Below are 25,830 nucleotides of genomic sequence, written 5' to 3'. Positions count from 1 at the left end.
GGCCCGCGCTCCCAATGACTGCCCCTCTTGTCTACGTCATGGGCCCGTCCGGCGCGGGCAAGGACTCCGTGCTCGATCGCGCCCGCGCTCTGTTGTCGGTCGACGCGCCGATCGCCTTCGCCCATCGCTACATCACCCGGCCGGCCGACAGCGGCGGTGAGAACCACGTGGCGCTGAGCCGCGCCGAGTTCGCCCTGCGCCGTGCCCATGGCCTGTTCGCCTTCCACTGGCAGGCCCACGGCAACGACTACGGCATCGGCCGCGAGATCGAGACCTGGCGCGCCGCCGGCCTCACCGTGGTAGTGAGCGGCTCGCGCGAGCACTACGAAAAGATGGCGGGCAACGATCCCGACCTGCATCCCGTGCTGATCACGGCGGCCCTCGACAAGCTCCGGGCAAGGCTCGGCGCCCGTGGCCGCGAGACTGCCGACGCGACGGCGACCCGGCTCGCCCGCAGCGACGCCTACGCGGTGACCGATCCGCGGCTGGTGACCATCGTCAACGACGGCACGCTCGATGCCGCCGCCGAGGCATTCGTCAGGCTGCTCGCCACACTTCGCTACTCACCCGGCGTCCGCCGCCGAGCGTGAAGCGCGCCAGCGCGGTGAACGGCCGTCCGGCCGCAGGCTGGCGAAACACGCAGAGATCGCGCACCGACAACGGCCGGTCGATGAACCCCACGAACTGGCGGCGCAGCAGATCGGTGATTGCCGACCGTTCGCCCTCATCGGAAATGCGCCCTGTCAGGGTGAGATGGAAGCGCCATTCCTCGAGCACATAGGGATAGCCCCAGCGCAGCAGCAGCTCGTCCTGACGCGGCGACAGGCCAGCCGCGCGTCGGCGCGCCAGCTCGGCTTCGTCGGCAGGTTGGCGGAACTCGTCGAACTCGATGACGCAGCTGTCGGCAAGATCCTGCAGCTCGACCGACGGCTGGCTAGGGACCAGCGCCATGAAGCCCGAGATGCAGGCAAGCGTCATCGACGGCACGACGACCGATCGCCGGCCGGCGGCGAAGTTGCCGACGGCTTCCAGCAGGTCGCGCTCGCTGAAACCTTCGGCCAGCGCAATCGGCGCTTTCAGCGTGCCGTGGAAGCCGTAGAGCCGCGGATCTGCAGTGAGCTCGCCCAGGCGATCGGCGGTGAAGGCCGACACCGCCTTGAGCGGACGGCTTTGCCCGGTCTCGGCGTTGCGGCCGAGCCACTGGCTGGCGGCAACGGCCAGCCCTTCCTCGGGCCGAGGAGCGTAGTACAGGGCATAGCGCGGGACGGGGATGGACACGGACTCTGACTCTACGCTCAAGAAACCACTCCACGACGACCAATGACGGCGAAACGCAATTGGCCGGAGACATAGTCGATCAGAGCCACGGATACCAGGATCATAAGAATGATAAACGACGTCTGCTGCAGCTCCAGTGTACGAATAGCCTCGGCGAGATAGAGGCCGATGCCGCCGGCGCCGACGATGCCGATGATGCTGGCCGACCGCGTATTCGATTCGAAGAAGTAGAGAACCTGGCTCACCAACACCGGAAAGACTTCCGGGATGATGCCGAAGCGCACCCCCAAGAACTTGCCGCCGCCCGCGGAGACAATGCCCTCGACCGGTTTGCGATCGGCCGCCTCGATCGCCTCGGAGAAGAGCTTGCCGAAGGTGCCGATGTCGGCGGTCATGATGGCGAGTGCGCCGGCGAACGGCCCCAATCCGACGACGTTCACCCAGATCAGCGCCCATACCAGGATGTCGACACTGCGGATGGTATCGAGCGAGCGCCGCGAAAAGAAGCGCACGACGCGCTGGGCGGTGACGTTGCGCGCCGCCAGGAAAGCGAGCGGTAGCGCCAGTGCAGCCGCGGCCAGGGTGCCGAGCAGCGAGATGGCGATGGTCTCGAGCAGCGCCGACGAGAAGAGGCGGACATGCGCCCAATCCTTCGGATCGGGCGGCAGCATCAGCCCGGTGATCTCGGCCAGCCGGCCCAAGCCGGCCAGCAGCTTGCCGTCGAAGAAGCCAAGCTCCCCTATGGCGAAGATCAGCAGGGCGAAGGCCGCAGCCGCGATGGCGAGCGCCGTCTGGCGACGACGACCGAAGCGCTGGAAATGCTCGGAATGGCGGCCGCGGACGGCGTCGAGATCGACCGGAAAGTGCCCTGGCATCAATGCTTCTCCTGCAGGCCGATCAGGCGATGGCGGACGTGCGAGGTGAGCGTATCGATCACCGACACGGTGATGATGATCAGCACCAGGATGGCCGACACGTCGGAATAGTAGAACTTGCGGATCGCCTCGATCAGGTCCTGGCCGATACCGCCCGCGCCGACGAAGCCCATCACGGCGGTGCTGCGCACGTTGATCTCGAAACGCAGCAGCGCGTAGCTCACGAAGTTCGACATGGTCTGCGGCAGGGCGCCGAAGCGCATGGCAACCGGCCACGACGAGCCGCCGGCAATGATGCCCTCGACCGGCTTCATGTCGATGTTCTCGACCACCTCGGCGAACAGCTTGCCGAGGGCGCCCACGGTGTGGATGGCGACGGCCAGCACGCCGGCCACCGGCCCCAGGCCAAAGGCGATCACGAAGACCAGGGCGAACACCAGCTCGGGGACAGTGCGGCAGATCTCGCAGAAGCGGCGCACGGTCCAGCGCAGCCAGCGGCTCGGCGCCACGTTGGCTGCCGCGAGGAAGCTCAGCACGAAGGCGCCGATCACGCCCAGCACCGTGCCGACATAGGCCATCAGCAGCGTCTCGCCGAGCAGGCGCAGCCAGCGCGGCAGGCCCCAGAACCATTCGGCGACATCGGTCCAGACCGGCCGGCCGTTCTCGAGCTGGAACAGGCGGATGATGTAGCTCGGGAAGCGGTGGATGTTGTCCAGAAGCTTGGGGATCGAGACCTCGGCCGAGATCGACGACAACACCATCGCCACGGCGACACAGGCGAGGATGAGCAACGTGTGCCAGCGGCGGCTGCGCACCGACGCCTCGTAGGCATCGAGCAAAGGCCGGAGCTGAGCGTCCGGCAGCAGGGCGATCGGTGAGCTCACTTCATACCTTCCTCCCCAGCGAAGCTGGGGAGGTGCCCGCGTAGCGGGCGGAGGGGTCATGAGCGTCAGTCATGGTGCTTCCGACCCCTCCGCCCTCGTATGACGAGGGCACCTCCCCTTCGCGGATACCGCGAAGGGGAGGCAAGAGGAGCGCCGGGGGCTGCAGCCCGGTTAGCTCTTCTGCTTACGGAGCTGGTCGATGAACTTGATCAGCTCGACGACGGGCTCGTAGTACTTGGCGTCGACCTTGATGAATTCCTTGTCCTTGCCGTCGCTGAGCTTGTCGAAGGCGGCCTTGTCCTTGGTCGGCGCGTCGTTGAACGCCTTGACGATGGCGGCCTTCAGGTCGGGCGGCAGGTTGGACAGATAGGCAAAAGGCGAGTTCGGGATCAGGTCCGACTTGTAGATGACGCGGAAGTCGTCCTTCTTCGCCAGGTTCTTGTTGGCCATGCGCGTGAGGTTGGAATCGGTGTCGGAGTTCCACCAGTTGGCGGCGACGTCGACGGTGCCCTGCTGCAGGGCGATCACCGCATTCTCATGGCTGCCGGTGTAGGTGACCTTGGAGAAGAAGGTCTCAGGGTTGACCTTCATCTTGTTGAGGGCAAAGCGCGGCACGTTGTTGCCCGAGGTCGAGTTGGGATCGACCAGGCCGAGGTTCTTGCCCTTGAGATCGTCGATCGTCTTGTAGGGGCTGTCGGCCTTCACATAGAACACCGAGTAGTAGCCGATGGTGCCGTCGTTGTTCACCGTCGTGGCGAACGGCTCGACGGCAACGCCGGTGACGATGGCGCGGGCATAGGAGGCGGGGCCGTAGCCTGCCAGCTGGATGCTGCCGTTGCGCTGGCCCTCGATGACCGCGGCATAGTCATTAGCCACACGCAGCATCACCTTGGTGCCGAGCTCCTTGGACAGGTATTCGATGAACGGCGCATAGCGCTCGGTGACGCCGGACGCGTTCTCGGCCGGCACCACGGCCATCACCAGCTCGGGATAGGTGGACTTCCAGCTCTGTGCTTCGGCGGCGCCGGCAAAGGCGGATACGGCAAGTGCGGCACCCAGGGCGAGGCGACGGGTGAGCATGCGGGTTTCTCCTTGTTGAAGGGGCATAGACAGGATCACGAGCCGGCGAGGGCGAAGCCCGGACGGGCGCCCACCGGCATGAGGACGGGCGGGGCTTCGCCCACGACCTCGCCGGCTTCGAGGCCGTAGAGGTCACGGGCCACGGCGTCGGTGAGGGCCGCCGGCACGTCGTCGAACACGACGCGACCGGCCGCCATGCCGACCAGCCGATCGCAATAGCTGCGGGCGAGGTCGAGGCTGTGCAGGTTGCAAACGACGGTGATGCCGAAGTGCTTGTTGATGTGCAGCAAGGCGTCCATCACCACCTTGGTGTTGCGCGGGTCGAGCGAGGCGATGGGCTCGTCGGCCAGGATGATGTCGGGCTCCTGCACGAGCGCGCGGGCGATGGCGACGCGCTGCTGCTGGCCGCCCGACAGCGTGTCGGCGCGCTGGCCGGCCAGGCGGGCCATGTCGAGGCTTTCCAGCGCCGACAGGGCCTGCGCCTTCTCGTCGTCGCTCCACAGCTTCAGGAGCGCGCGCGAGGTGGGAACATGGAAGGCGCGGCCCATCATGACGTTGTTCAGCACGTCGAGCCGGCCGGCGAGGTTGAACTGCTGGAAGATCATGGCGCAACGCGCCCGCCACTGCCGCAGTGCCCGGCCCTTGAGCTGGGTGATGTCGGTGTCGCCGAACAGGATACGGCCCTGGGTCGGATCGCCCAGGCGGTTGATCATGCGCAGCAACGTCGACTTGCCGGCCCCCGATCGGCCGATCACGCCGACCAGCTGGCCTGTCGGCACGACCAGCGAGACCTGGTCGACGGCGCGCTTGCCGCCAAAACTCTTGGTGACGCCTTCCAGTCGCAGCACTGGTCCCTCGCGAAGCTTCCCTTGTCGCTGGGTAGCGGCGGCAGGCTGCACAAAGGCGACGGTTTGGTTACAGAAATCCGACAGCCGCGTCAGCCGAGGCACAAGCAGTGGATAAAGGGCGGGCCCGTCAGACCCAAAGCCGGTCGTCGCCAGAGTTGGGTCAGGCAAGTCGCAGCAGGGGTTGCAGTTCTCCAATAGCGCCCAGTGATTGTGTGAGGCAACGATGATTCGTTCTGTGTCTTGGGGAAGCTCTCTGTCATTGCGCGGTCCAGCGCTAGGTGTTCATGCGCCAGGCAATCGACACCGTCCCGAGGAACGGCGACTTCGTCATCCTTGAGGATGACGCAAGCGGCACCTATGCGGTCGCCCGTTGGTCGGTCGAAGCCGCGCAGTGGCTCGACGAGGAAGGGAAACCCAGTCGGCTCAACGCAACGCATTGGCAGCCGTTCGATTCTGCACAAAGCCCTGTGGTGCCAACCGACGAACTAGGTTCACTCACTGACTCGCCCAAGTCTTCAGCCTCGCCTGCTCGCGGCGAGGCCTCCCATTCCGCCTCCGGCGGCATGACTGCGCAGCCGCAGCGGACCGCAAAGCCAGGAAGATCCGTGAGCTTCTGGGCCGGGCTTGTCGGCTTTGCCTGGCGCGGCTGCGCCAAGATCCTGTCGGCATTTGCCATCGCCGGTGGCTGGATCGTCCAAAGGCGCCGCCGCATCGCAACGATAGCTGCCTGCCTGGTCATTGGCGTGGTGTTCGCCCCATTCTTCTATCGCAGCGATTTCGGCCAGTGGTTTCTCCAACGGACAGGATCGGAGCGCGACAGCGGGTTGAAACAGGCGCTTCGACAGGAGCAGGAACGGGCCGGCAAGCTTGCCAGCGATGCGGCCGCGGCGCGGCGCGAAGCGGAGTCGCAGGCGGCGTTGATCCGCCAGGCAGGCGAAGCGGCAGACCGGGAGAAGGAAGCGAGTGCACGTGCCCTCGCCGACCTGCGTCAGGCCCTGCAGTTTGAGCGCGACGGCGCTGCCAAAGCGACGCGAGCAGAGGGAGAACGGGAGCGCCTCATTGGCGAACTGGGCCAAGCACTGAAGCATCAGGAAGACGAGACCGCACAGGCAAAGCAGGCAAGTGCACGTGCGGCAGAGGCCTTGAGACAGGAGCAGGGCAAGGTCGAGAAGCTTGGCGTAGAGCTCGCTACCGCGCGGCACGAAGGAGAGTCACAGGCGGCGATACTGCGCTCGGCAAATGATGAAGCCGCGCGCATGAAGGAGGCGAGCGCGCGCGTCACGGACGAGCTTCGCCAGGCACTCCAGCAAGCGCAGGACAAAGCTGAAAAGCTCGCCAGTGAACTGGCTGCGACGCGGCGAGAGGTCGAGGCTCAGACGATGACGGCGCGGACGGCGAGCGACGAGGCACGTCGGGCGGCCGCGACGAGCAAGCGAAGCGCCGAAGAGCAAATTCAGGCCCTGCGCGAGGCGCAAGCCAAGGCCGAGAAGCTTGGCGCTGAATTGGCGGCGGCCCGCCGGGAAGTGCAGGCACAGATCGCCGTGGCGAGCTCAGCGTGGGATCAAGCCGCAGGCGTGAAAGAGGCCGCCGAACGCAGCGCCGACGAGCAGCAACGCGCGCTGCAGCAGGAACGGGACAAGACAGGAAAGCTCACCGCCGAACTCGCCGAAGCGAGGTGGAACCTGGAGGCGCAGGCGAAGGCAAAGGCCGCCGAGGAGGCTGCCCGAGACAACCAGTTGGCGGCCATGCGCGGGGAGCTGCAGAAGGCGAAAGCAGAAGCAACGCTTGCCCGCGAATCCCTCGAAGCCGAGCGCAGCCGGAGCCAATCGGCAACAGCGTTGTCTGTCGCCGATCAACCCTCGATCGCGCCACCGTCGGCACCGCAAGCGCCAACGAAGGCACCGACCAGCGATGCAAGGCAGCCCACGAATGCGGCGCCGCAGCCGACAGCAGCTCCCGAGCCGGGCAACCCGCAAGCCGTTCGCCTGATCGCGCGCGCCAACCTGCTGCTGGAGCAGGGCAATATCGGCGCCGCGCGGAACATGCTCGATCGGGCGGCGGAGATGGGCAGCACGGAGGCCCTGTTCTGGCTGGCAGAGACATACGACCCACGCCTCCTGTCGGCGCGCCAGACCTACGGCACCCAGAGCGACGTCGCCAAGGCGCGCGACCTCTACGGCAAGGCGCTGGCCGGTGGCGTGGGTGAAGCCAAGGCCCGGTTGGAAGCATTGCAGCAATGAACGCCAGGGAGCGATCAATGACGGCGAGGCCCGTGAAAAGATTGTTGAGCGCGCTTGCCCTGTGGGCGCCGATCGTTCTTACGCTCTCCCCGGCCACGGCCGATGCGCAGGATCAGCCGGCCCGACGCCCGCTGACCTACGCCGAGCGGCAGGACAAGATCAATGCCTGGACCGTGGGCCTGGCTGCCGGCCTCATCGAAGGTGCCCCGCTGCGGCTCGCTTCGGAGATAGCCCGGGTCGTCGACGATGGAGAAAATCTTCACGTCTTGCCGATCGTCACCCGCGGTCCCACCGAGAATCTGAACTCCCTGCTTTATTTGCGCGGTATCGATCTGGCGATCGTCAATTCCGATTCCTTGGATGAGTACAAGGTCGCGTTCCCGGATATCCAGCTCCATGTGAAGTATCTGCTCAGTCTCTTCCCGTCCGAGCTTCACGTCTTCGTCCGACCGGAGATCCAGAGCCTTCAGGACCTCACGGGAAAGAAGGTGAACTTCAATACGCTGGGCACGGCGGCGGCCTACTCCGGACCGCTGATCTTCAGCCGACTGGGCATCAACGTCGAAAAGACCTTCATTCCGCACCCATTGGCCCTGCAGCAGATGCGCAAAGGCGACATTGCGGCGGTCGTTTTCATCACGACCAAGCCAATCGACGCCTTCGTTCGCGGCCAATGGGAAGCCGGCTTCAAGTTCCTGCCGGTGAGCTACGACTCGAGGTTCGAGGACTACTATCTGCCGGCGTTCCTGGAAACGTCCGACTACCCGGCATTGGTGAAACCGGGCGAACGCGTTGCGACGTTGGCGGTGCCCACCGTCCTCGCCACCTACAACTGGCCCGTCAATTCGAACCGATACCAGCGGGTTGCCCGCTTCACCGATTACCTGTTCGGCCGAATCAACAGGCTGCAGGTCCCCGGCTTCGACCCCAACTGGAAGACCATCAATCTTGGCGCGACGGTGCCGGGCCTGAGTCGCTTTTCTGCGGCGCAGGACTGGCTGGATCGCCAGGGTCGCCAGGACGCGCGAAAGCAATGAAGCCTGCGGCCGCCTGCTTGCTCGTCTCGCTCGCGTTGGCGGGCGCCTCCGCGATGGCACAAGCGGCCGGCGATCCCATGGACAGGCTGCGAGCGTGCTCGACCCTCGCGGATGCCGAGAGGGTCAAGTGCCTGGACAGGCTCTCTCGCGAAATCGTGCCGGAGTCCGCACGACCGCGGACATCGTCCGGCTCCGCGGCCGCGGCGACACAGGACAGCTGGATCGTCAGCGAGACGACCTCCCCGATCGACTATTCGGCGGTCGTGATCGCCTCCGCCACGGCCGGAGGTGCACCGGACGGCTCCGGCCTGAAGCTTTCGATTGCCTGCCGTGGCGGGAATACGTCCGTGGTGCTCAGCGGTTCCGGCATCTTGCCGCCCGGCGACGTCTACACCGTTTCCTACGCCGTCGATGGTGGCTCGCCAACGACGCTTGCTGCCGCCGCCGCTGCATCCGGGACAGGCATGGCCATCGCCGGTGACGCCGTTCGCCTGCTGCTCTCGCTACCGACCCAAGGGGAGATCTCGTTCCGCATTGCCGGCCGGCAGGGCGCGACGCTGGAGGGACGCTATTCCCTCGACGGGATGAGAACCGTGCGGGAGCGAATGGCGATTCCCTGCAGATGGCAGGTCAAACCCGACACGCCGCGAAAATGATGATGGTTGCGACATGACGTCAACAGAGTTCAGGAGGATATGATGGCGAAATTGATGAATGCATTCGTGGCAGCGACGCTATGCGTGGCAGTTGCGTCCCTGCTGGTCTCACCGCTGCCGGCACTGGCGCAGAGCAAGCAGTCAGCTTCATTGCCAGCCGCACCCGGCGCCGAGAAGAAGACGCATCGGCTGATCCTCCAGGTGAATACGAACGAGCCTGCCGTGATGAACCTGGCGCTCAACAACGCAGCCAATGCCGAGCAACACTACAAGAGCATCGGCGAGCCGGTTCAGATCGAGATCGTCACCTTCGGGCCCGGGCTCAACATGCTGCGTGACGACACCTCGCCGGTGAAGGAACGGATCAAGTTGATTTCCGAGACGTCACCGTCGATCTCGTTCGCCGCCTGCGGCAATACGAGAGCGAACATGAGCCGGATCGAAAAGAAGGAAATACCCCTCATCTCGCAGGCCACAATCGTGTCGTCCGGCGTGGTGCGGGTCATGGAGCTGCAGGAACAGGGTTGGAGCTACGTGCGCCCCTGAACGACGTCCGCTACAGCGTCAGGCCGCCATTCACGTGGATGGTCTGGCCGGTGACATAGCCGGCACCGGGTGAGCACAGGAACGCGATCACCGCTGCGACCTCCGCCGTCTTGCCATAGCGGCCGATCGGCACCAGCTTGCTCATCTCCACCATGCGATCGCGCGACAGCGCGGCGTGCGCGTCGGCGTCCTTCTCGATCAGGCCAGGCGCCACACAGTTCGCCGTGGCGCCCCATGGCGCGAGGTCCACGGCCATGGCGCGCGCGAAAGCCTCGATTCCGGCCTTGGCGGCGGCCGAGGCGGGGAACATCGGCAGGCCGCGGGCGTAGGCGTGCGCTACGAAAGACGAGACGCCGACCAGGCGGCCCGCAGCGCCGGCCTTCACCAGCCATGGCTTGGCGGCGTGGGCGAGCTCGAAGAATGCGGAGGTCATGGCCGACAGGCTGTCGTCCCACGCCGCGCGGTCGAGCTGGTCGACCGGCCGACGATCGGCGAAGCCCGCGTTGCTCACCACGACGTCGAGCCTACCGAAGGCAGCCGCGGTCTCCTCGATCAGGCGACGCGCCGTGCCGGGCTTGGCGAGGTCGCCTTCGACCACCAGCGCCTTGCCGCCGGCGTCGCGCACGACCTGCGCGACCTTGTCGGCGCCGGCGCGGTTCTTGCGCGCGTGCAGCGCGATGGCGGCATCGGGGGCAGCAAGGGCGCGAGCGGTGGCAGCGCCGATGCCGGACGAGGCACCGGTGATCAGGATGGCACGGGTCATGTTGGTTCCGGTTGGTGACAGCAGACGCAGAGCTTGTTGCCCGCAGGATCGCGGAAATAGGCGCCGTAGTAGTTGGCGTGATAGTGCGGGCGAAGGCCGGGCGCGCCTTCGGATTGGCCACCCTGGGCCAGGGCCGTGGCATGGCAGCGATCAACCGCGGCGCGATCGGGCGCCATCAGCGCGATCATCTGGCCGTTGCCGGGCGAAGCGGGGTCGCGATCGAACGGCAGGCCAACCAGGAACAAGGGACGCGCCACGCCGGGCGTCATCCAGCCGGCCCAACCGTTCTCCGGTTCCTTGAACTTCAGCTCGAGCCCCAGTACCGGCAGCACGGCCGAATAGAACGCAAAAGCGCGCTCGAAATCGTCGACGCCGATGTGGACGTGGGAAATCATCGGCCGACCTTAGCCTACGGGCAGAGCCGACGCACGACTGGCGCCAGATCATCGGCGAAACGTTTCGCCCCGCGTGCCGAGAAGTGTCCTTGATCGACGAAATCGACGCCGACAAACGATGCGGGATCGATACCGACATAGGTGTCGCCCAGCCCGTCCGCCGCCTGCTTCAGAACCTCGTTGAATCTCTGCTGCATCGGCCAGAGATCGCGATCGCGCACGAGGGGCAGCCAGCCATACTGGCCGTCGCCCATCAGCCGTTCGCGGTTCAGGAGCTGGCCGACCCAGATCGTGGTCACGCCGCGTTGGCGGTTGATCGCCGAGATCGCGGCGATGTTGCGTTTGTAGATCGCGGCAAGATTGGGATCGTCGCCGCTCACCGGCGGCTTGCCGTAGGGATCGGCGAAGTAGCGCGCGGTGTCGAGATTGGCCCCAACGAAACGCATGAGCAAGGTCAGCAACGGCGAGAAGGTGACGTGCGCACCGCCGACGCGGCGCACCTTCTGGGAATCGATCTGGCTCGGCAGATGGAAATCAGCGTAGCCGGGATCGAGGTTGGCGATGTGCGCGTTGCGCAGATCGTTCCAGCCGACATAGTAGATCGCGCAGTGCGGCGGCTTGCCGAACTTGGTCTGGTAGAACGCTGTCTGGATCAGATGCTCGGCCGTGGTGTAGCCCGGCACGCCGTGATTGACGATGAAGTAGCGGTCGCCCAGCGCCTGGCCCAGGCGATCGGGCCAGGTCTCGCCTTCGCCCGCGCCGATGTCATAGGTCGTCGATCCACCGAAGGTCGCGACGACGGTTCGGCTGTCGAGGCTGCCTTGCGGGTCCTGGCCACGCGTGCCTTCGCGCGTGTGCTGGATCGCAAGCCCCGTCGAGCTGGTGAGCTTGAGCGACGGGATCGGCACGGCCTGCAGCAGCGCATGCCATTGGAAGCGCTGCGGCTCGAACTTGCCCGGCGGCATCAGGGTGGCCGTGCCAAACCCGACACGATGGAGCGCGAACAGGCCGGCGCCCCAGGTGAGCTCGAAGGCCATCAGCACCACAAGCAGTGCGGCCAGCCGCGGCCATCGGACCAGCGACAGCACCAGCACGAACAGCATCAGCAGATAAAGGAAGTACTCACCGCGCGGCCCGCGGACCGGCAGCTCATCGATCGCGCGCATCCACAGGGCGGCCAGGAGGGCCAGCAGCACCAGCAGGACCGCGAGTCCGCCCACGATCGCCCGCTCGAAGCGATACGGGCGCCTCAGGCCGAAATGGTCGAGAAAGAATGTGGCGGAGGGGCTTGGCACTTCTACACTGCTTGCGCGCAATCGTGGCTCAGGCGATTCGCTTTGGAAAGCGCGTAAGGAGCAGGATATGGCCGAGGCAGAGGTTCCCCCGCCGGGCGTGGTGATCGTCGAGGATCGCAACATCGGCCCGTTCGCCGAGACCGTGCGCGTGGGCACCCACGTCCTGTCGGCCGACGAGCCGGTCTCCGCCGGCGGCACCAATACCGGCCCCAGTCCCTACGACTACGTGCTGGCGGGGCTGGGCGCCTGCACGGCGATGACCTTGCGCATGTACGCCCGCCAGAAGAACTGGCCGTTGCAGAAGGTCCGGGTCTGGCTGAAGCACGACAAGATCCACGCCCAGGACTGCGCCGACTGCGAGACCAAGGAGGGCAAGATCGACCAGATCGACCGGCAGATCGTGCTGGAAGGTCCGCTCAGCCCCGAGCAGCGCGAGCGGCTGCTGCAGATCGCCGACAAGTGCCCCGTCCATCGCACGCTCACGTCGGAAATAAGGATCCAGACGCGGCTCGGCTAGTACTTCGTCACAAAGGTTGGACGACGGCGCGTTCCCAGAACGTCGACGGTCTGCAATGCCACCTCGCGCATCAAGCCGATCTCGCCCAGATCGACCCCTTCGGCAAGCGCCTTGGCAACGATAGCGAACTCCCGCCAGGACAGTTCGCCCGAGGCATCGGCATCGCGCAGCCACACGGCCGTGCGCAACACGAGATCGGCCCACTTGGAGCGGCGCCGCGCAATAAGGGCGTCGAGCACGTGCTCGACCCGCTTCGATCGCGGACCGCTACTCCGTTCGCCGACGATCTGTGCCGCCTCGGCGTCATCCTCGAACCACGAATCGGCGATCCTCTCCAGGATCGGCAGCCGGCCGCTGTTTCGAAGTATCGCCCTCACCGATGTGGCGTCCCGCATCGCCTCGGGAATATCGGCCCACAGCTCGGCAAGCACCTTGTCGGGGTCCGAGGGAGACGGTTGCCAGCCGGCACCGCCGATCGACTCCGCGACCTGGAGCAGGCCGACGGGCGGCGTCTTGTCCTGTGCGACGAGCAAGGCGAGATGATGCGCAACGACACCGTCGATATAGCCGCGAGAAACCGGAAGCATCGCCGTCTCCAGGAAGGCCCTCGCCACCACTTCCTCCGTTCGGCGGCGCGGCCCCGGTTCTCCGCTGAAGGCATCCGCAACGCCGTTCTTGGTCAAGATCGACGAAAGGCGCGCCTGCCGGCCGACGGGCGACACCATCAACAGCCCCTGGCTGGTAGAGCCGTCGATCGAGCTGGCAAGGATCGCTTCCGCATCGCCCGTCTCCCACTGGGCGCAATCGACTCCGGCCGCACGCGCGCCACGGACGATGGCGTCGAACGCGGCGCGCTCCCGTTCCGGCCGCCAGTTGCGCATGGCGATGAGCCGGCGAACGTCCGTCGGCGACAGCGTGGCGGAAACCGGAAGGAGCGCCGCCGCGACGGCGTATCGCACTTCGGGCCTGGGATCGAGCAGGAACAGCACGGCCGCACTGCGGGCGACCGCCAGCTTGCTGGTCGCGAGGGTCGCGACCATGGCACCACTCGCTTCCGGGGGCATGGCATGACCGGCTGTCGCCGACGCTGAAACGAGCTCGAAGGGATCGTTGCCGCAAGCCTCCACCATGTCGGCGATCGCAGCCTCGAGGTCGGCCAGGCGCGGCATGCCGACCTCACTGTCCGAGGTCGCGGTCGAAGCCGCAACAAGCTCGGGCACGGCGTCGATGCCCGCCTGCTGCAACGCGCCCGCGGTGAAGGACAGCACACGACCATCGAGTTGGCTGTCGCGCGCCCGTCGCGCAACCGTGGCCTGGAAGTCGGCGACCAAGGCGGTGGCGTCGGCGTAACCGCGATCCATTCGATAGCGCAGCTCCTGGAGCAACCCTCGGAGGACGAAGAGGTACCCGAACGCCAGGGTCTCGTCCTTCCCAGCCGGAGGCATGTTGTCCGCCACACCGTCGAAAGCCGCAAAAATCTCGCGCGGCGACTCGTGGAAGTAGCGCTCGAGGTCAGGCGAGATCCTCAGCGGCTGTCCCCTGGCGATTGCCCTCGCAAAACTGCGCGCGTGACGGAGCGTTTCCGAGGTCTTCGGACGAGGCGTTCCGTTCGAGCCCTTACGTCGTGCCATGGCCACCCCTCGACTTGGCGGCCGTGCTGTCGATCAGGCCGTCCTGGCAATAAAGCTCACAGCCACGGCGCGGCCTGAGAAAACAGGCCATCGTTGGGAAGAATGGCACCTGCATCGACCGCCTCCAACTTTCAAAACTGCATCTACGCCGTGCGCAACCCGGACAAATTGGAGCGCCTGCGTATGCGGCTGGGCTAAGTGGACTCGTCCTGCAAGCGAGCGATGGCGTAGGACGGCACATAGCCTGGCAGTTCGTTGCCCGTCGGCCGGACCAAGCGAAATACCACCTGGCGCGACCGGCCGGCCAGCAGGCCGTCCTTCTGCCTGCGAAGGGTGAAGATCATCCCGCGGATGTCGGCTGGAAACTCGTTCAGTCGCAGGCCGACTTCCTTGTCGCTGAGATGGGCGACGGACGCCGCCGCGCGCTCGGCCGCTTCCACGACGTCCTCGACCTTGCGCCTGAGGATCGCGCAGATGGCGTCGAAATCGGTCCAAAATTCCTCAGGAATATCGCGGCGGACCTTCGCGAGATCGTCGCCCGCCTGCATGATCTCCCACATGGCCAGCGGCGTGATGCGCGAGACCAGCGCATGGATGCGGCGATATTCGGCGCCCTTGATCTTCAGCCGCAAGCCGTCGTCGAAGCGGACGACGAAGCCCTCGGCGTCCGCCGACAGGTCATTGGCCTCGGTCGTGAGCTGCGACAGCGACGTGTAGACGGCGTCGCCACGACGGTCTCGTTCTCGACATCGAGGACGAGCCCGCGGGCGATCAGCGTCGCGTCGTTCCACTGCGCGTCATAGACACACGAGTTGGTGTAGCAATAGAGCCGCAGCCCGCCCGGCCCCATCTGCTCATAGACGAGCCGTTCGGCGCGCGCCGCCCGCAACGCGTCGAGAAGATCGCGAAACGGCAGGGTCCGGGCAGGATGAAGCTTGCTCATTGTCAGTCCAACGCCTTGCGCACTCCATCAGTCAATCGCCGCATCGACGATGACGAGGTTCCCGACGGAACTTTTGTGCCTCAGTGAGATTATCTTCTTATACGCGTCGGACGCATACCACGCCTCTGCAGCGCCGCGGGACGGAAACTCGATGATCACCAGGCGAGGATGCGGCCACTCACCTTCGATAGAAGTCAGGCGTCCGCCGCGAACAACGAAGCTTCCGCCAAAAGGCGCCAGCGTTGCCGGAACTTCCTTGCGGTAGGCATCGAACATCGCCTGGTCGTTGACCGTTTCGGCAGCGATCACATAGGCCTTCATGATTGCAGTCCCGTTCAATGAGTGGCGGCCCCACGGTCGTCCCATAGAGGCCCCTGGAGCAAATCTCAATACCGGCTTCATCCTTTCTCAAGGTGCACGCCGCTGGCTGGCCACAAAGCGCCGCCACCCTTCACGTCGAGCAAAGCGCGGGCCGTGCATATGGTCACTCTGCGCCTGCAGTCCCAACACCGCGTTCACGGAACAATCGCGATACCGGAAACCGCCATATAGACGCTGAGGTTGGCGATGCCCGACAACACGTGGATGCAAGGCCGGCGTCTTCTCGCAATCGAGACGTCTCTTGGAAAAGACCATTTGCTCGCGACGGCGCTGGCTGGCGAAGAAGGCATTTCCGAACTGTTTTCCTACGATGTCGAGATACTGTCGGCCAATCAGTCGATCACCGCCGAGACGATGATCGGCGACAAGGCGAAGCTTGTCATCCTCCCGGAGGAAGGCGAGGGGCGCATCGTCCACGGCATGATTGCGCAATGGTGGGCCTCGGCGGTGATCGCCCAGGATCTACGCCAGTATCGCGTGCGGCTGGTCCCCTGGCTCTGGTTCTTGGGCCATAGCACGGACTGTCGAATCTTTCAGAACCTGAACGTCCCGGACATCATCGAGCAAGTCTTCAAGACCTTCGGATTCACCGACTACCAGATGTCGGTGTCGCGCGGGGACTATCCCAAGCTCGAGTTCTGTGTGCAGTACCGGGAAACCGCCTTGAACTTCGTCAGCCGCCTGATGGAGGAGGTCGGCATATTCTATTTCTTCCGGCACGACGAAGACCGGCACGTCATGGTCATCGCCGACAAGAACGCGAGCTTCAAGCCCTTGCCGGATCAGCAGTTGTACTACGCGCCCGACGGCCGGCGGCGCCAGGTTACCCAGTGGGAACACGGCTATGACTTCCGACCGGGCCGCTGGGCCCATCGCGACTTCAACTTCGAGACGCCGTCCACCGATCTGACAGCGACCGAGAAGACCGTCCTCAAGCTTCGCCGCGCCGATGCCTTCGAACGCTACGATTATCCCGGTCGCTATCTCCAGAAAAGCCGTGGCACAGAGCTGACGAAAGGCCTCATGCAGGCGGAAGAGGCTGCTCATCAGTCGGCATGGGGCACCAGCAACTATGCCCGGCTGGCGACAGGCGGCAAGTTCACCCTCGCCGAGCATCCCTGTGAGAGCAAGTCGTCCGTCTACGTGATCCGGCGAGTGCGGCACCAGGCGACTGACAACACCCACCTGGCCAATGTCACGGCCGAGGCTACGCACTACAGCAACAACTTCGAAGCCATCCCCCACGACGTGCCATTCCGGCCGATGCGCGTGACCGAAAAGCCGTTCGTCCATGGGCCGCAGACGGCGATGGTCGTGGGACCGACGGGCGAGAAGATCCACACCGACAAACATGGCCGCGTGCGCGTTCAATTTCACTGGGATCGCTACGGCAAGCACGATGAAAGGAGCTCCTGCTGGATCCGGGTCTCGCAGGCGTGGGCGGGTCGCGGCTGGGGCTCCGTGCACCTGCCGCATGTCGGGCATGAAGTCGTCGTCTCGTTCCTGGAAGGCGATCCCGATCGCCCTCTCATTACCGGCCGCGTCTACAACGGTGAAAACGAAAAGACGATGAAGATGCCGGATAACAAGACCCAGAGCGGGCTGAAGGATCATGCCGGCAACGAAATCCTGATGGAGGGCAAGGGCGGCTCGGAGGATATCCGCGTCCATGCCGTCAAGGACATGCATGTCACCGTCGACAACGATCGTGAGATGCATGTCAAAGCCCACCTGAAGGAGACCGTCGACAAGGGACAGGAGGTCACGGTCCATCAGGGATACAAGGAGACGATCACCGAAGGGGCCACCGCCACGATCAGCGACGGCAAGAAGCTGACGGTGACCGGCGGGTCGACCGTTGACATCACGGGTGAGTACAAGACGACGGTCACCGGCCCCACGAAGCACAGCTCGACCGAGACGACGGACATTCACGCAACGGGGGCGGGCACCTACACGTCCGATGCCAGTCTCAAGTTCGCTGTCGCAGGCTCGGTGATCGAGATCACGCCGACGGCGATCACCATCACTTCCGGCCCATCGACGGTCAAGTTGGACGCGTCCGGCGTTGCCGTGAGCGGGCCGAAGATCTCGCTTAACTGAGCGGGGCTCTCGTGATCAAGAATGCGATTGAACGCCGTATCGATCTCTTGGCCAGCCTCTGGAATGAGGCGTCGGACAATCCGGCCATCCGTCTGGTTCGCTGGGTCGTGGATACAGACGAACGGCGTATGCTCGACGTCTTCGTCGCGCTGGAAAACAAAGAGGTAGGACAGACTGCGGACGGCTTCCTCAGACTGACAGCAAGCTTTGAAGGCGCGGGCGACTATGCGCCGTCACTCGTTCGCGAATTGGTAAAGATCGGCAAGGCGAGCGAGGAGGGTTTGCGGAGCAAGGAACTGCGCGATGATTGGACGCTTCCCCCGATCGCACCGAATGAAGGAAGCGGGCGGTACTTTCTTCGTGCTGTGGACTCGCTCAAATCTCACTATCCGGACCGGATGGACTGCCTTGTGCTGTTCCTCGCACCGGCGGCGATTTCCGATGCGGCCGCCTGGCGGCGCTGGCTCGAGCAGATGATTGGCGCAGGTATTCCTGCCTCACTCCGAGTCATGGTAGCGGACCCGATCGATACGCCCTTACTTGGGGAGCTCGAGCGTAAGTTTCCTGACTTGGTGCTTACCATCGAGCCACGGCTCGACATGCCCGCCGCCATGGACGAACTCGCACGATCCGAAGGTTCCGAGGGGCCGGCAAGGGCCTTTCGCATCCACCTTGTTGCTCTCGCCGCGGCTGCGCAAGTCAAGAACGGAGCAGGCGCTCAGAAGGCCGCCGACCAGGCGTTGGCGGTAGCCCGCGCCGAGGCTTGGCACGATCAGGAAGCGGTCGTGCAGATGGCGATGGCTGCAACGCGCCTCGCGACCAGTGAGTTCGACCTCGCGATCAAGGCGTATCGGAGCGCGTTCAAAGCGGCTGAGGTTGCGGCAGAAGCGGCGCATCCGGCTGCTCCGAAGCTGCGAGTGGCAGCCGGAATGGGATTGGCTGGCGCCATGCTGGCAGCGTCACGTTGGCCTGATGCCGCCCGCGTTTACGAGGCCACCGCGCCGCTGGCGAATGCCGCACAGGACGGCGTGATGGTGATCGAGGCTTGGCGCATGGCGTCGTACTGCCACGCGCAATCAGGCGCCGCCGCGGCAGCTTGGCGGTGCGGCAACGAGGCACTCGGCGCCGGCGAGACGCTGGATGAGCCGATGCGGCAGGCCTCGACGCTGCCCTGGGTGGGGCAAACGATGTTGCAATTGCTCGATAGCCACGAGCGGAAGGACGAATACGCCGCGGTTGTGCAAGGCCGCCTCAGTCGGCTGCTGGGCGAAGGCTGGGAGGAGTGTCTGCAAACGGCGGATACCCTGCCATGATGCTGGCGGCGACACATTTCGACCCGGTCATCGGCGTCGATGTCCATATGATCCAGCCGCCGGGGCCCGTGCCCCCGCTGCCCATCCCCCACCCCTATGTGGGCATCCATTTTGACCCGTTCGACTACGCGCCGATCATCGGTTCCACCATCCTCGTGAACGGGGTTCACCGCGCCATCGCCGGCACCACTGGCAAGGCCGTTCCACCTCATATTCCGATCGGCGGCGTCTTCGTGCCGGTGCTGCCGGGGAATGAGCACGAAGCCTTCATGGGGTCGCTGACAGTGGCGTTCGACGGTGACGCTGCGAACTTCATGGGGCTGCCATGCCTGAGCTGCCAGTCGATCGGCATACCGCCGCCACCGCGGCTAAATCCCAAGAAGGGCACGAAGATCAATGTGCCAGTAGCGCCGTTGTCCGTGGTGCTGCCGATCTCCAAGGGCCCGCCGGTACTGATTGGCGGCCCGCCTACGATCTCGCTCATGTCCCTGGTGACCAACCTGATCGGGCCGTTCGCCCAGGTGTTCGGGATGACACGGGCCGGGCGGCGTGTGGCTGCGGCGGCGCGGCGAGCGGCCAATCGTGCGCGCGCTGCCGCCAAGAAGGTCTGGCGAAAGGCCTTCGCCTGGATGCCGTCCAGCTTCCTTAAGTGCAACGTACTGAAGGCGGAGCCGGTGGACGTGCGCACCGGCGAGGTCGTGGTGGATCAGCTCGACTTCGAGCTGCCCGGCCGCATCCCGATGCGGTGGCGGCGCTACTACCGCTCCTCCCACACTCGCATCGGCGTATGCGGGCATGGCTGGGACACTCCGGCGGATGCGCGACTGGAGCTCAATCCCGACGGGAGCGTGCTGTTCCTAGACGGTGAGGGCACGGGCGCGTTGTTCGACGAGTCACCGCTGAACGGGCCAGTCACCGAGCCGGTGGATGGCTGGGTCCTTGACCGATCGCAAACGCATTGGACGGTGCGGAAGAAGGGCGGCCTGACCTGGTTTTTTCCGCATCCCAGCCGCGGTCAGATCGAGACGCCGGTGGATGCGATGATGGACGCCTGCGGCAACTCGGTACATTTCCTGCGTGGGCCGCAAGGGTTGGAACGCGTGATCGAGAGCGCGGGACGGAGCTTCGAGGTTCTCTCGCGCGGCGGACTGGTGCAGCAAATTGTGCTGCATCACCCAGACTTCGCCGAGCCACGTGTGATGGCGCGCTTCGAATACGACGCTGAGCGGCGGCTGGTCGCAGTTTATGACGCATTGGACCATCCCTACCGCTTCGAGTGGCACCTCGGTTGCCAGCTGGCGCGGCACACCAGTCGCACCGGGCTTTCGTTCATGTACGACTACGACGCGGCCGGCCGCTGCGTGCACACCTGGGGCGATGGTAGACTCTACGACTACCACTTCCGCTACGACCCCGATGGCCGCTGGACGAACTACACCGACAGCCTGGGCCATCACTGGGGCATCGAGCTCGATGAGCGCGGGAACCTGGTCGCGGAGACCGATCCGCTCGGAGGTGTGACGAGCTACGCCTACGACGAGGTGGGCCGTACCATCCAGATGGTGGATCCGCTGGGTCGCGCGACATGCTGGACCTATGACGGGAACGGCAACGAGACCAGGACGATCCGAGCGGACGGCGTCGCCACGCAGTCCACCTATGACGATCACGGGCTCCTGGTCTCGCAGACCGATGGCAACGGGCAGATCTGGCGTTATGCCTATGATGCGAATGGGCTGCTCGTCGAGACACGGAACCCGCTGGGTGCCAGTAAATTCTACCGGCGGACCGGCGCAGGCGATGTCGGCGAGACCATCAACGCGATGGGCGTCCGGACCGGCTACATTCGCGACCGCTTCGGTCTCGTTGAAGCGATCGTCGATCCGGATGGGACAAGGGTGGAGATGCGCCTGGACATGCTGGGCAACGTCGTCGCGGCCGTCGGCCGAGGTCAGCGGTTTGACTTCGCCTTTGACCCGAAAGGCAGGCTTCTGGAGGAGCGCCGGGCCTCGGGCAGCACGACCTCCTTCGCCTATGATGCCGATGATCGCCTGATCGAGCAGAGGGATCCGGAAGGGCGTGCCACACAGTTCCGTTACTCCACCTTGACGGAGATCAGCGAGGCCTTCCTGCCCGACGGGCGCCATCTGCGGTATCACCATGACACCGAAGAACGCCTCCTCGCGGTGGAGATGCCTGACGGCAGGAAATGGCGGTTCGAGCGCGATGCGCTCGGGCGGGTTCAGCGCGAGACGGACGGCTTCGGCCTGGGGCGGGCGTATCGCTACGACGCAGCGGGGCAGCTGACCAGCCAGGTCGCCGGCGACGGGCCCGAGGTGTCCTTTGGCTACGATCCGGCCGGACGGCTGGTGCAGCGCATTCTTCCTGGCCAAACGGAGGTGTTCGCCTATGACGGCGCCGGCCATCTCACGCTTGCCGAAAATGCCGATGCCCGGATCGCACGAGAATATGACGGCGCCGGCAATCTGCTGCGCGAGACGCAGGACGACTTCGCGATCGAATACGAGTACGACGCGCTTGGCCGTCGCACCCTGAGACGCAGCGGCGACGGGCAGGAGGTTGCCTATCGCTACGACGTCAACGACCAGGTCATCCAGGTCAATGCCGGAGGCATCCGCATCGCATTCCAGCGCCACGCCCATGGGCGTGTGGCCCGGGAGGCGCTGGGTGACGGCCTCTCGCGGGAATACGCCTATGACCTGGATCTCAACCTTGTCCGGCAGCGAACGATGTACGGTGACAGCGTTCTCGTCGGGCGCACGTTCGGCTATGACCGCGCGGGCAATCTGATCCGGCAGCACAATGCCGCCGTCGCGGGCGCGAACAGGGAGCAGGACCTGCTGTACGATGCGGAGGATCGCCTGCAGGCCCTGCGAACGAAGGGAGATGCGACCCGGTACTACAACTACGGCCCCGATGGCACGCTGCTGCAGCCGAGCGAGATGACGGGAAACGGATGGACGGGACGCTACGAGCATTCCGCCTACCGCTTCGACAGCGCGGGGAACATGGCGTCGCGGTCCGGCCCCGACGGGGACATGCACTTCGACTGGGATGAGCTGAGCCGCCTTCGGCAGGTCCAGACGCACGAAGGGGTCGTCACCTTCAGGTACGATGCGCTCGGACGGCGTGTCGAGAAGCGCTCAGCAGCCGGCAGCGTGCGCTTCTTCTGGGACGGTGATACGCTTGCCGCCCAGCACGAAGATGCTGAGCGGAAGGCGTTCGTCTTCCGTCCTGGCAGTTTCGTCCCGCTTTGCGCGATTGGGGCCGATGTCGAGTACTTCGATGCCGACCAGATCGGCCTGGTTCGCGAGGTGGTCTCCGCGTCAGGCGAGCTGAGGTGGAGTGCGGCTTTCGACGGGTTTGGCGCAGCGGACGTCAAGTTGCGTCGGACCGACTGCCCCTGGCGGCTGCAGGGACAGTATTTCGACGAGGAGATCGGCCTTTCCTATGTCCGCCATCGCTATTTTGACCATGGCGTCGGATCGTTCATCAGCCGGGATCCGCTCGGTTTCCAGGCGGGCCCCAACCAGTATTGGGCGGGCCCCAATGTCTGGGGCTGGATCGATCCGCTGGGGCTCATCTGCCTTGATCTGCGCAATCCGAAATGGGGACGGCGCGGCCGCTTCCGCGACCCGAACACGGGCCACTTCGTGCACGGGCGGGAGGTGCATGGGAGGTTTCCGCACACGGTCACGCCGCCCGAGCGCGTCCTCTACCGCACCGATCCCCACACCGGCGTGGTCACCTACTACCACACCTACGATGCGGCCGGCCTGCCCGTGAAGCGCGTGGACATCAACCCCGCCAGCGCGCCGCACGGTGGCGTACCGCCGCCCCACGTCAACGAATTCACGCACAATACCAACCCGCATACGGGGCAGGTCTTCGCCAACCCGAACCGCATGGTGCGACCCGCCGACACCCGGGACATTCTGACATGACCGACGAGCCGGACCTCGACAACCTGCGCGAGTTCGCGGCCTGGAAGCAGCGCAACCCAGCCTTCACCCTGCTCGACTTCGTCCACCAGGCGCTGCCGGCGGACCTCGCCGTGGCCATCTGCGAGTTGTTTTGGCCACGCGTGGAGGTGCACCGGGGAGGAATCTTTTTGGCCGACGGCTTCAGCGCCGAGAACTTCGAGTCATGGAGCGACAAGCTCGGCGGCGACATCGCTAAGATCGAGGCCACGATGAACCACCGGCATGTCGGCGATCTCTTCGCAGCGTCACAAGACCTCAACATCGCCAATCTGACGCGGATCGGCGAGGTGCTGCGCCAGACCTGGACCTGCCGGCTGCGCGCCGCCTTCCCTGATGCCCGCATCGTGATGCAGGGCCAGGTGGAGGAGGATACGGATGATTATGTGATCACGTTCTTCCAACAGCCGGCGGGCGATCCCTCTGTCAGATCAGCTTCGGCATCGGCCCGAACACGGTCACTCCGCTCGGGTCGATCTTGATGAACCTGCCACCGACCGCAGGTTTGATCTGGGCATTGGCCGACAGGCCGCCAAGAACGGTCGTGCCGAGCAGCGCCGGTCCCGACGCCATCGCCAGCCGGCGCGACGTGTTGGACGGGGTATTCGACATGAGCGCCTAACCCTTGTTGATCTCAGGCAGGTCGAAGTCGCGCCACCCCGGCACTTCCGAGACCTCGGGGAACTCGACACCGAAGGGACGCGTGGCGTCGACGCCGACCGATGAGGAGTAGCCGCCGTCGGTATAGGGGTCGAGCGGCGCGGTGGCGGTGCGGTCGACGACGAAGACGTCCTCGCGTGGCTTGACGCGGAACGACTGCGCCCACTCGACCTCGGCCGAGTTGCGGATGTCGATGTCGGGCTCGACGACGACGACCCACTTGGGATGCAGGTTTGACGCCATGGCGGCGAGGATCGCGTGCCTGGCCTCGCCTTCGTAGCGCGGCTTCATGGCGATCACGACATAGGTCTGCACACCGCCCGAGCTGTTGATCGAGAGGTCCGAGATGGTCGGGAACTGCGCCTGGAGCTGGCGCAGGACCGAGGCCTCGAACGGGATCTGTTTCAACACGTGGTTCTCGGTGATCGGCTTGCCGGTCAGCAGGCCCTGGAAGATCGCGCCCTTGCGATGCGTGATCGCGGTGATCCGGGCGACCGGCTTGGGCGAGGCCGCCGTGTAGTAGCCGGTGTACTCGCCGAGCGGCCCCTCCATCTTCTGGGTCTTGGTGTCGACCGTGAACTCGATGACGATCTCGGCGTGCGCCGGCACCTTGAGGTCGTTGCTGACGGCCTTGGCAAGCTCGACCGGCGCGCCGCGCAGGCCGCCGGCAACGAACCAGTCGTTGGTCGCATCGCTCGACTGGACCTGACAGGAGAACATCGTCATCGGATCGACGCCGATCACGACTGCGGCATGCAGTTCCTTCCCCATCTCGGTCGCGTGCGCGATGTTCTTGCCGAAGCGATGGTTCGACGCCGAGAACACGCCCATTTCCTTGGGCCCCAGGATCTGGAAGCGGTAGTTGCCGATATCGGGAATGCCGGTCTCGGGATTCTCCGACACGACGATGCCGGCGGTGATGTAAGCGCCGCCGTCCTTGGGGCTGTAGGTCGGCACCGGCAGCTTGGTGACGTCGACCGCGTCGCCCGTCAGCACGACCTCCTGGCAAGGCGGGGTTCCCTTGAAATCCACGGGCCCGATCTGGTTGTTGATCCCCTTGAGCACCTTGTCATGGATCGTCTGCTCGGTCGCCTCAAAGGCGAGCAACGCCAGCCTGCGGTTGCCGTAGACGCCCGCGACCAGCGGGAAATCCGTGCCCGTCTCAGTGAACATGAGCGCCGGCCCCTGGACGGAACTCGCCTTGGCAAGAGCCTTGGCGATGTCGTACTTGAGAGCGATCGGCCGTGCGATGTCGACGAGCTCACCCGCGTTTCTCAACGCCGTCAGGAAGGCGCGCAGATCTTGATAGGGCATGGTCAGTCCGTCCTTGCGTTTCGCGAGTACAACAGTTGATGCGTCGCCTGCTTGCCGACATCCCTCGCCACGATATCGAGGCCGCCCTCCGCGTCGCCGTGGCTGTCGGCGTGCCATTGCTGGCGCTTGATGCCATCGGCCGTCTCGACCTCGCCGTCTATGCCGCCTTCGGTGGCCTGGCGATGCTCTACGGCCACAGCGAACCGGTGAAGAAGCGCGTCGAGTCGCAGATCGTCGCCGGCGCGGGCCTGGTCCTCGCGATCGCGGTGGCCATGGCCTATTCGGCCGCGCAGGCGCCGCCTGCGGTGCTGGGCGTCCTGCTCGCCGTCACCGTGATCGCCGCGGCCACGCTGGGCGCCGCCATGCGCTGGGTGCCGCGCGGAGAAATGTTCTTCGTGCTGGTGCTGCTGATCATCGCCAACATCCCGACGAGCTGGGACCGCCTGCCGCTCGGCATCGCCGTCGGCGCCGGCGGTGCGGCCCTCTCCGTGCTGCTCGCCTGGCTGATCGGCGCGGACAGAACCGAACCCGGGGACGAAGCGCCATCCGGCGGATGGCGTCGCCGCTTCGCCGCGGGCTACGCCGCTCTCGACCGCGGGCAGCATCTGGTCCTGGTCGTGGCCGCCACGCTCGGCGTGCTGACCGCGTGGGTGCTCGCTCTCGCCCTGGGCGTCGGCAATCCCTTCTGGGCCGCGGTCACCGTCGCCGCGCTGATGCCGGCGCTGGCCGCGGCCGACGTCTGGCGCCGCTTGCTTCATCTCATGCTCGGCACGCTGGGCGGCGTCGGTGTCGCCACCTTCCTCTTCTCCTTCAACCCCGGCCATCTCGCGTTGATCGCGATCATCATCGTCTGCCAGGGGGCGGCGGAGATCGCGGTGTCGCGCAACTATGGCGTCGCCCTGCTCTTCTTCTCGCCGCTCGCCATCGGCATGAGCAACCTCAGCCGCGGCGCGCCGTGGCAGCCGCTGCTGGTCGATCGGCTGGCCGAGGCGGCGCTGGGGACGGCGGCCGCCTTCCTCACGATTGTCGTGGGGCGCAGGGTCCTCAAGATCGCTTGAACGAGCGGGTCG

Annotated in this window: 24 protein-coding genes; 11 read left to right on the top strand and 13 right to left on the bottom strand. The window is 65.4% G+C overall.

Annotation, left to right across the window (positions count from 1 at the left end; genetic code table 11):
* The coding region (gene phnN / locus RSO01_RS21025; RefSeq protein WP_218037409.1) for a phosphonate metabolism protein/1,5-bisphosphokinase (PRPP-forming) PhnN at positions 1-590 on the top strand (590 nt) is incomplete at its 5' end.
* Here phnN and RSO01_RS47435 read toward each other — a convergent pair.
* The 5 genes from RSO01_RS47435 to phnC form a co-directional block, all read right to left on the bottom strand.
* A complete protein-coding gene (locus tag RSO01_RS47435) occupies positions 538-1,278 on the bottom strand; it encodes a DUF1045 domain-containing protein (RefSeq protein ID WP_170303235.1) in 741 nt (246 codons plus the stop codon). The genes phnN and RSO01_RS47435 overlap by 53 nt on opposite strands.
* 17 nt (positions 1,279-1,295) lie before the next feature.
* Positions 1,296-2,153 (bottom strand): phosphonate ABC transporter, permease protein PhnE, encoded by an 858-nt coding sequence (gene phnE / locus RSO01_RS21015; protein ID WP_147151415.1) that lies wholly within the window; start codon positions 2,151-2,153, stop codon positions 1,296-1,298.
* Positions 2,153-3,037 carry a phosphonate ABC transporter, permease protein PhnE gene (gene phnE, locus RSO01_RS21010; protein ID WP_147151414.1) on the bottom strand — a complete coding sequence of 295 codons (885 nt, stop codon included), beginning with the start codon at positions 3,035-3,037 and terminating at the stop codon, positions 2,153-2,155. Before phnE (RSO01_RS21010) ends, phnE (RSO01_RS21015) begins: the two co-directional genes overlap by 1 nt.
* A gap of 171 nt (positions 3,038-3,208) precedes the next feature.
* Complete coding sequence (phnD, locus tag RSO01_RS21005; protein WP_147151413.1) at positions 3,209-4,117, bottom strand: phosphonate ABC transporter substrate-binding protein; 909 nt, start codon at positions 4,115-4,117, stop codon at positions 3,209-3,211.
* Positions 4,118-4,152: 35 nt separating this feature from the next.
* Positions 4,153-4,965 carry a phosphonate ABC transporter ATP-binding protein gene (gene phnC, locus RSO01_RS21000; protein WP_147151412.1) on the bottom strand — a complete coding sequence of 271 codons (813 nt, stop codon included), beginning with the start codon at positions 4,963-4,965 and terminating at the stop codon, positions 4,153-4,155.
* A 284-nt stretch (positions 4,966-5,249) separates the two neighbouring features.
* Here phnC and RSO01_RS20995 point away from each other — a divergent pair, with 284 nt between their 5' ends.
* Genes RSO01_RS20995 through RSO01_RS20980 form a run of 4 tightly spaced genes read left to right on the top strand, consistent with a single transcriptional unit; the run spans position 5,250 to position 9,444 of the window.
* The gene (locus RSO01_RS20995) at positions 5,250-7,205 is read left to right on the top strand and encodes a coiled-coil domain-containing protein (RefSeq protein WP_147151411.1); all 1,956 of its coding nucleotides are present in this window, start codon (positions 5,250-5,252) and stop codon (positions 7,203-7,205) included.
* Between the two features lie 17 nt (positions 7,206-7,222).
* Entirely contained in the window at positions 7,223-8,242 is a 1,020-nt protein-coding gene (locus RSO01_RS20990) for a TAXI family TRAP transporter solute-binding subunit (RefSeq protein WP_147151410.1), read from the top strand.
* A complete protein-coding gene (locus tag RSO01_RS20985) occupies positions 8,239-8,898 on the top strand; it encodes a hypothetical protein (protein ID WP_147151409.1) in 660 nt (219 codons plus the stop codon). Before RSO01_RS20990 ends, RSO01_RS20985 begins: the two co-directional genes overlap by 4 nt.
* A 42-nt stretch (positions 8,899-8,940) precedes the next feature.
* On the top strand, positions 8,941-9,444 hold the full coding sequence (locus RSO01_RS20980) for a DsrE family protein (RefSeq protein ID WP_246158629.1): 504 nt from the start codon (positions 8,941-8,943) through the stop codon (positions 9,442-9,444).
* A 10-nt stretch (positions 9,445-9,454) separates the two neighbouring features.
* On the opposite strand, the gene RSO01_RS20975 is transcribed toward RSO01_RS20980, so the two are convergent.
* From RSO01_RS20975 to RSO01_RS20965, 3 genes are read right to left on the bottom strand one after another with little or no spacing between them, the layout of a single operon-like run.
* Entirely contained in the window at positions 9,455-10,207 is a 753-nt protein-coding gene (locus tag RSO01_RS20975; RefSeq protein ID WP_147151407.1) for an SDR family NAD(P)-dependent oxidoreductase, read from the bottom strand.
* Positions 10,204-10,602, bottom strand: a complete 399-nt coding sequence (locus RSO01_RS20970) for a VOC family protein (protein WP_147151406.1) — start codon at positions 10,600-10,602, stop codon at positions 10,204-10,206. The genes RSO01_RS20975 and RSO01_RS20970 overlap by 4 nt, the downstream gene beginning before the upstream one ends.
* A 14-nt stretch (positions 10,603-10,616) precedes the next feature.
* On the bottom strand, positions 10,617-11,897 hold the full coding sequence (locus RSO01_RS20965; protein ID WP_170303234.1) for an SGNH/GDSL hydrolase family protein: 1,281 nt from the start codon (positions 11,895-11,897) through the stop codon (positions 10,617-10,619).
* 67 nt (positions 11,898-11,964) lie between these two features.
* Here RSO01_RS20965 and RSO01_RS20960 point away from each other — a divergent pair, with 67 nt between their 5' ends.
* Entirely contained in the window at positions 11,965-12,414 is a 450-nt protein-coding gene (locus RSO01_RS20960; RefSeq protein ID WP_147151404.1) for an OsmC family protein, read from the top strand.
* Here the strand turns inward: RSO01_RS20960 and RSO01_RS20955 are convergent.
* The 3 genes from RSO01_RS20955 to RSO01_RS20945 all read right to left on the bottom strand — a co-directional run bounded on the left by RSO01_RS20955 (position 12,411) and on the right by RSO01_RS20945 (position 15,309).
* Entirely contained in the window at positions 12,411-14,045 is a 1,635-nt protein-coding gene (locus RSO01_RS20955; RefSeq protein WP_147151403.1) for a Y4lR C-terminal helical domain-containing protein, read from the bottom strand. The two genes, RSO01_RS20960 and RSO01_RS20955, sit on opposite strands and share 4 nt — an antisense overlap.
* A 194-nt stretch (positions 14,046-14,239) precedes the next feature.
* On the bottom strand, positions 14,240-14,836 hold the full coding sequence (locus RSO01_RS20950) for a hypothetical protein (RefSeq protein ID WP_246158627.1): 597 nt from the start codon (positions 14,834-14,836) through the stop codon (positions 14,240-14,242).
* Positions 14,837-15,015: 179 nt separating this feature from the next.
* The gene (locus RSO01_RS20945) at positions 15,016-15,309 is read right to left on the bottom strand and encodes a DUF1330 domain-containing protein (protein WP_147151402.1); all 294 of its coding nucleotides are present in this window, start codon (positions 15,307-15,309) and stop codon (positions 15,016-15,018) included.
* Positions 15,310-15,555: 246 nt separating this feature from the next.
* Between RSO01_RS20945 and RSO01_RS20940 the strand changes: the two genes are divergently transcribed.
* From RSO01_RS20940 to RSO01_RS20925, 4 genes are read left to right on the top strand one after another with little or no spacing between them, the layout of a single operon-like run.
* On the top strand, positions 15,556-17,472 hold the full coding sequence (locus tag RSO01_RS20940; RefSeq protein WP_246158634.1) for a type VI secretion system Vgr family protein: 1,917 nt from the start codon (positions 15,556-15,558) through the stop codon (positions 17,470-17,472).
* A gap of 11 nt (positions 17,473-17,483) precedes the next feature.
* Complete coding sequence (locus RSO01_RS20935) at positions 17,484-18,785, top strand: hypothetical protein (protein WP_147151400.1); 1,302 nt, start codon at positions 17,484-17,486, stop codon at positions 18,783-18,785.
* Positions 18,782-22,750 (top strand): DUF6531 domain-containing protein, encoded by a 3,969-nt coding sequence (locus RSO01_RS20930; RefSeq protein WP_147151399.1) that lies wholly within the window; start codon positions 18,782-18,784, stop codon positions 22,748-22,750. The genes RSO01_RS20935 and RSO01_RS20930 overlap by 4 nt, the downstream gene beginning before the upstream one ends.
* Positions 22,747-23,268 (top strand): hypothetical protein, encoded by a 522-nt coding sequence (locus tag RSO01_RS20925; RefSeq protein ID WP_147151398.1) that lies wholly within the window; start codon positions 22,747-22,749, stop codon positions 23,266-23,268. The genes RSO01_RS20930 and RSO01_RS20925 overlap by 4 nt, the downstream gene beginning before the upstream one ends.
* Here the strand turns inward: RSO01_RS20925 and RSO01_RS20920 are convergent.
* Together RSO01_RS20920 and RSO01_RS20915 are read right to left on the bottom strand one after the other, a co-directional pair.
* Positions 23,213-23,398: a hypothetical protein gene (locus RSO01_RS20920; protein WP_147151397.1), complete on the bottom strand. Its 186-nt coding sequence runs from the start codon at positions 23,396-23,398 to the stop codon at positions 23,213-23,215. The two genes, RSO01_RS20925 and RSO01_RS20920, sit on opposite strands and share 56 nt — an antisense overlap.
* Positions 23,399-23,404: 6 nt before the next feature.
* Positions 23,405-24,760 (bottom strand): UbiD family decarboxylase, encoded by a 1,356-nt coding sequence (locus RSO01_RS20915; RefSeq protein ID WP_170303233.1) that lies wholly within the window; start codon positions 24,758-24,760, stop codon positions 23,405-23,407.
* A 38-nt stretch (positions 24,761-24,798) separates the two neighbouring features.
* Between RSO01_RS20915 and RSO01_RS20910 the strand changes: the two genes are divergently transcribed.
* A complete protein-coding gene (locus RSO01_RS20910) occupies positions 24,799-25,818 on the top strand; it encodes an FUSC family protein (RefSeq protein WP_147151395.1) in 1,020 nt (339 codons plus the stop codon).
* Positions 25,819-25,830: the final 12 nt, after the last annotated feature.

Source organism: Reyranella soli (genome assembly GCF_007992495.1).
In the GTDB taxonomy this organism is placed as follows: domain Bacteria; phylum Pseudomonadota; class Alphaproteobacteria; order Reyranellales; family Reyranellaceae; genus Reyranella; species Reyranella soli.
The sequence above is the reverse complement of the archived record's forward strand: the minus strand, read 5'-3'. Positions and strand labels throughout refer to the sequence as shown.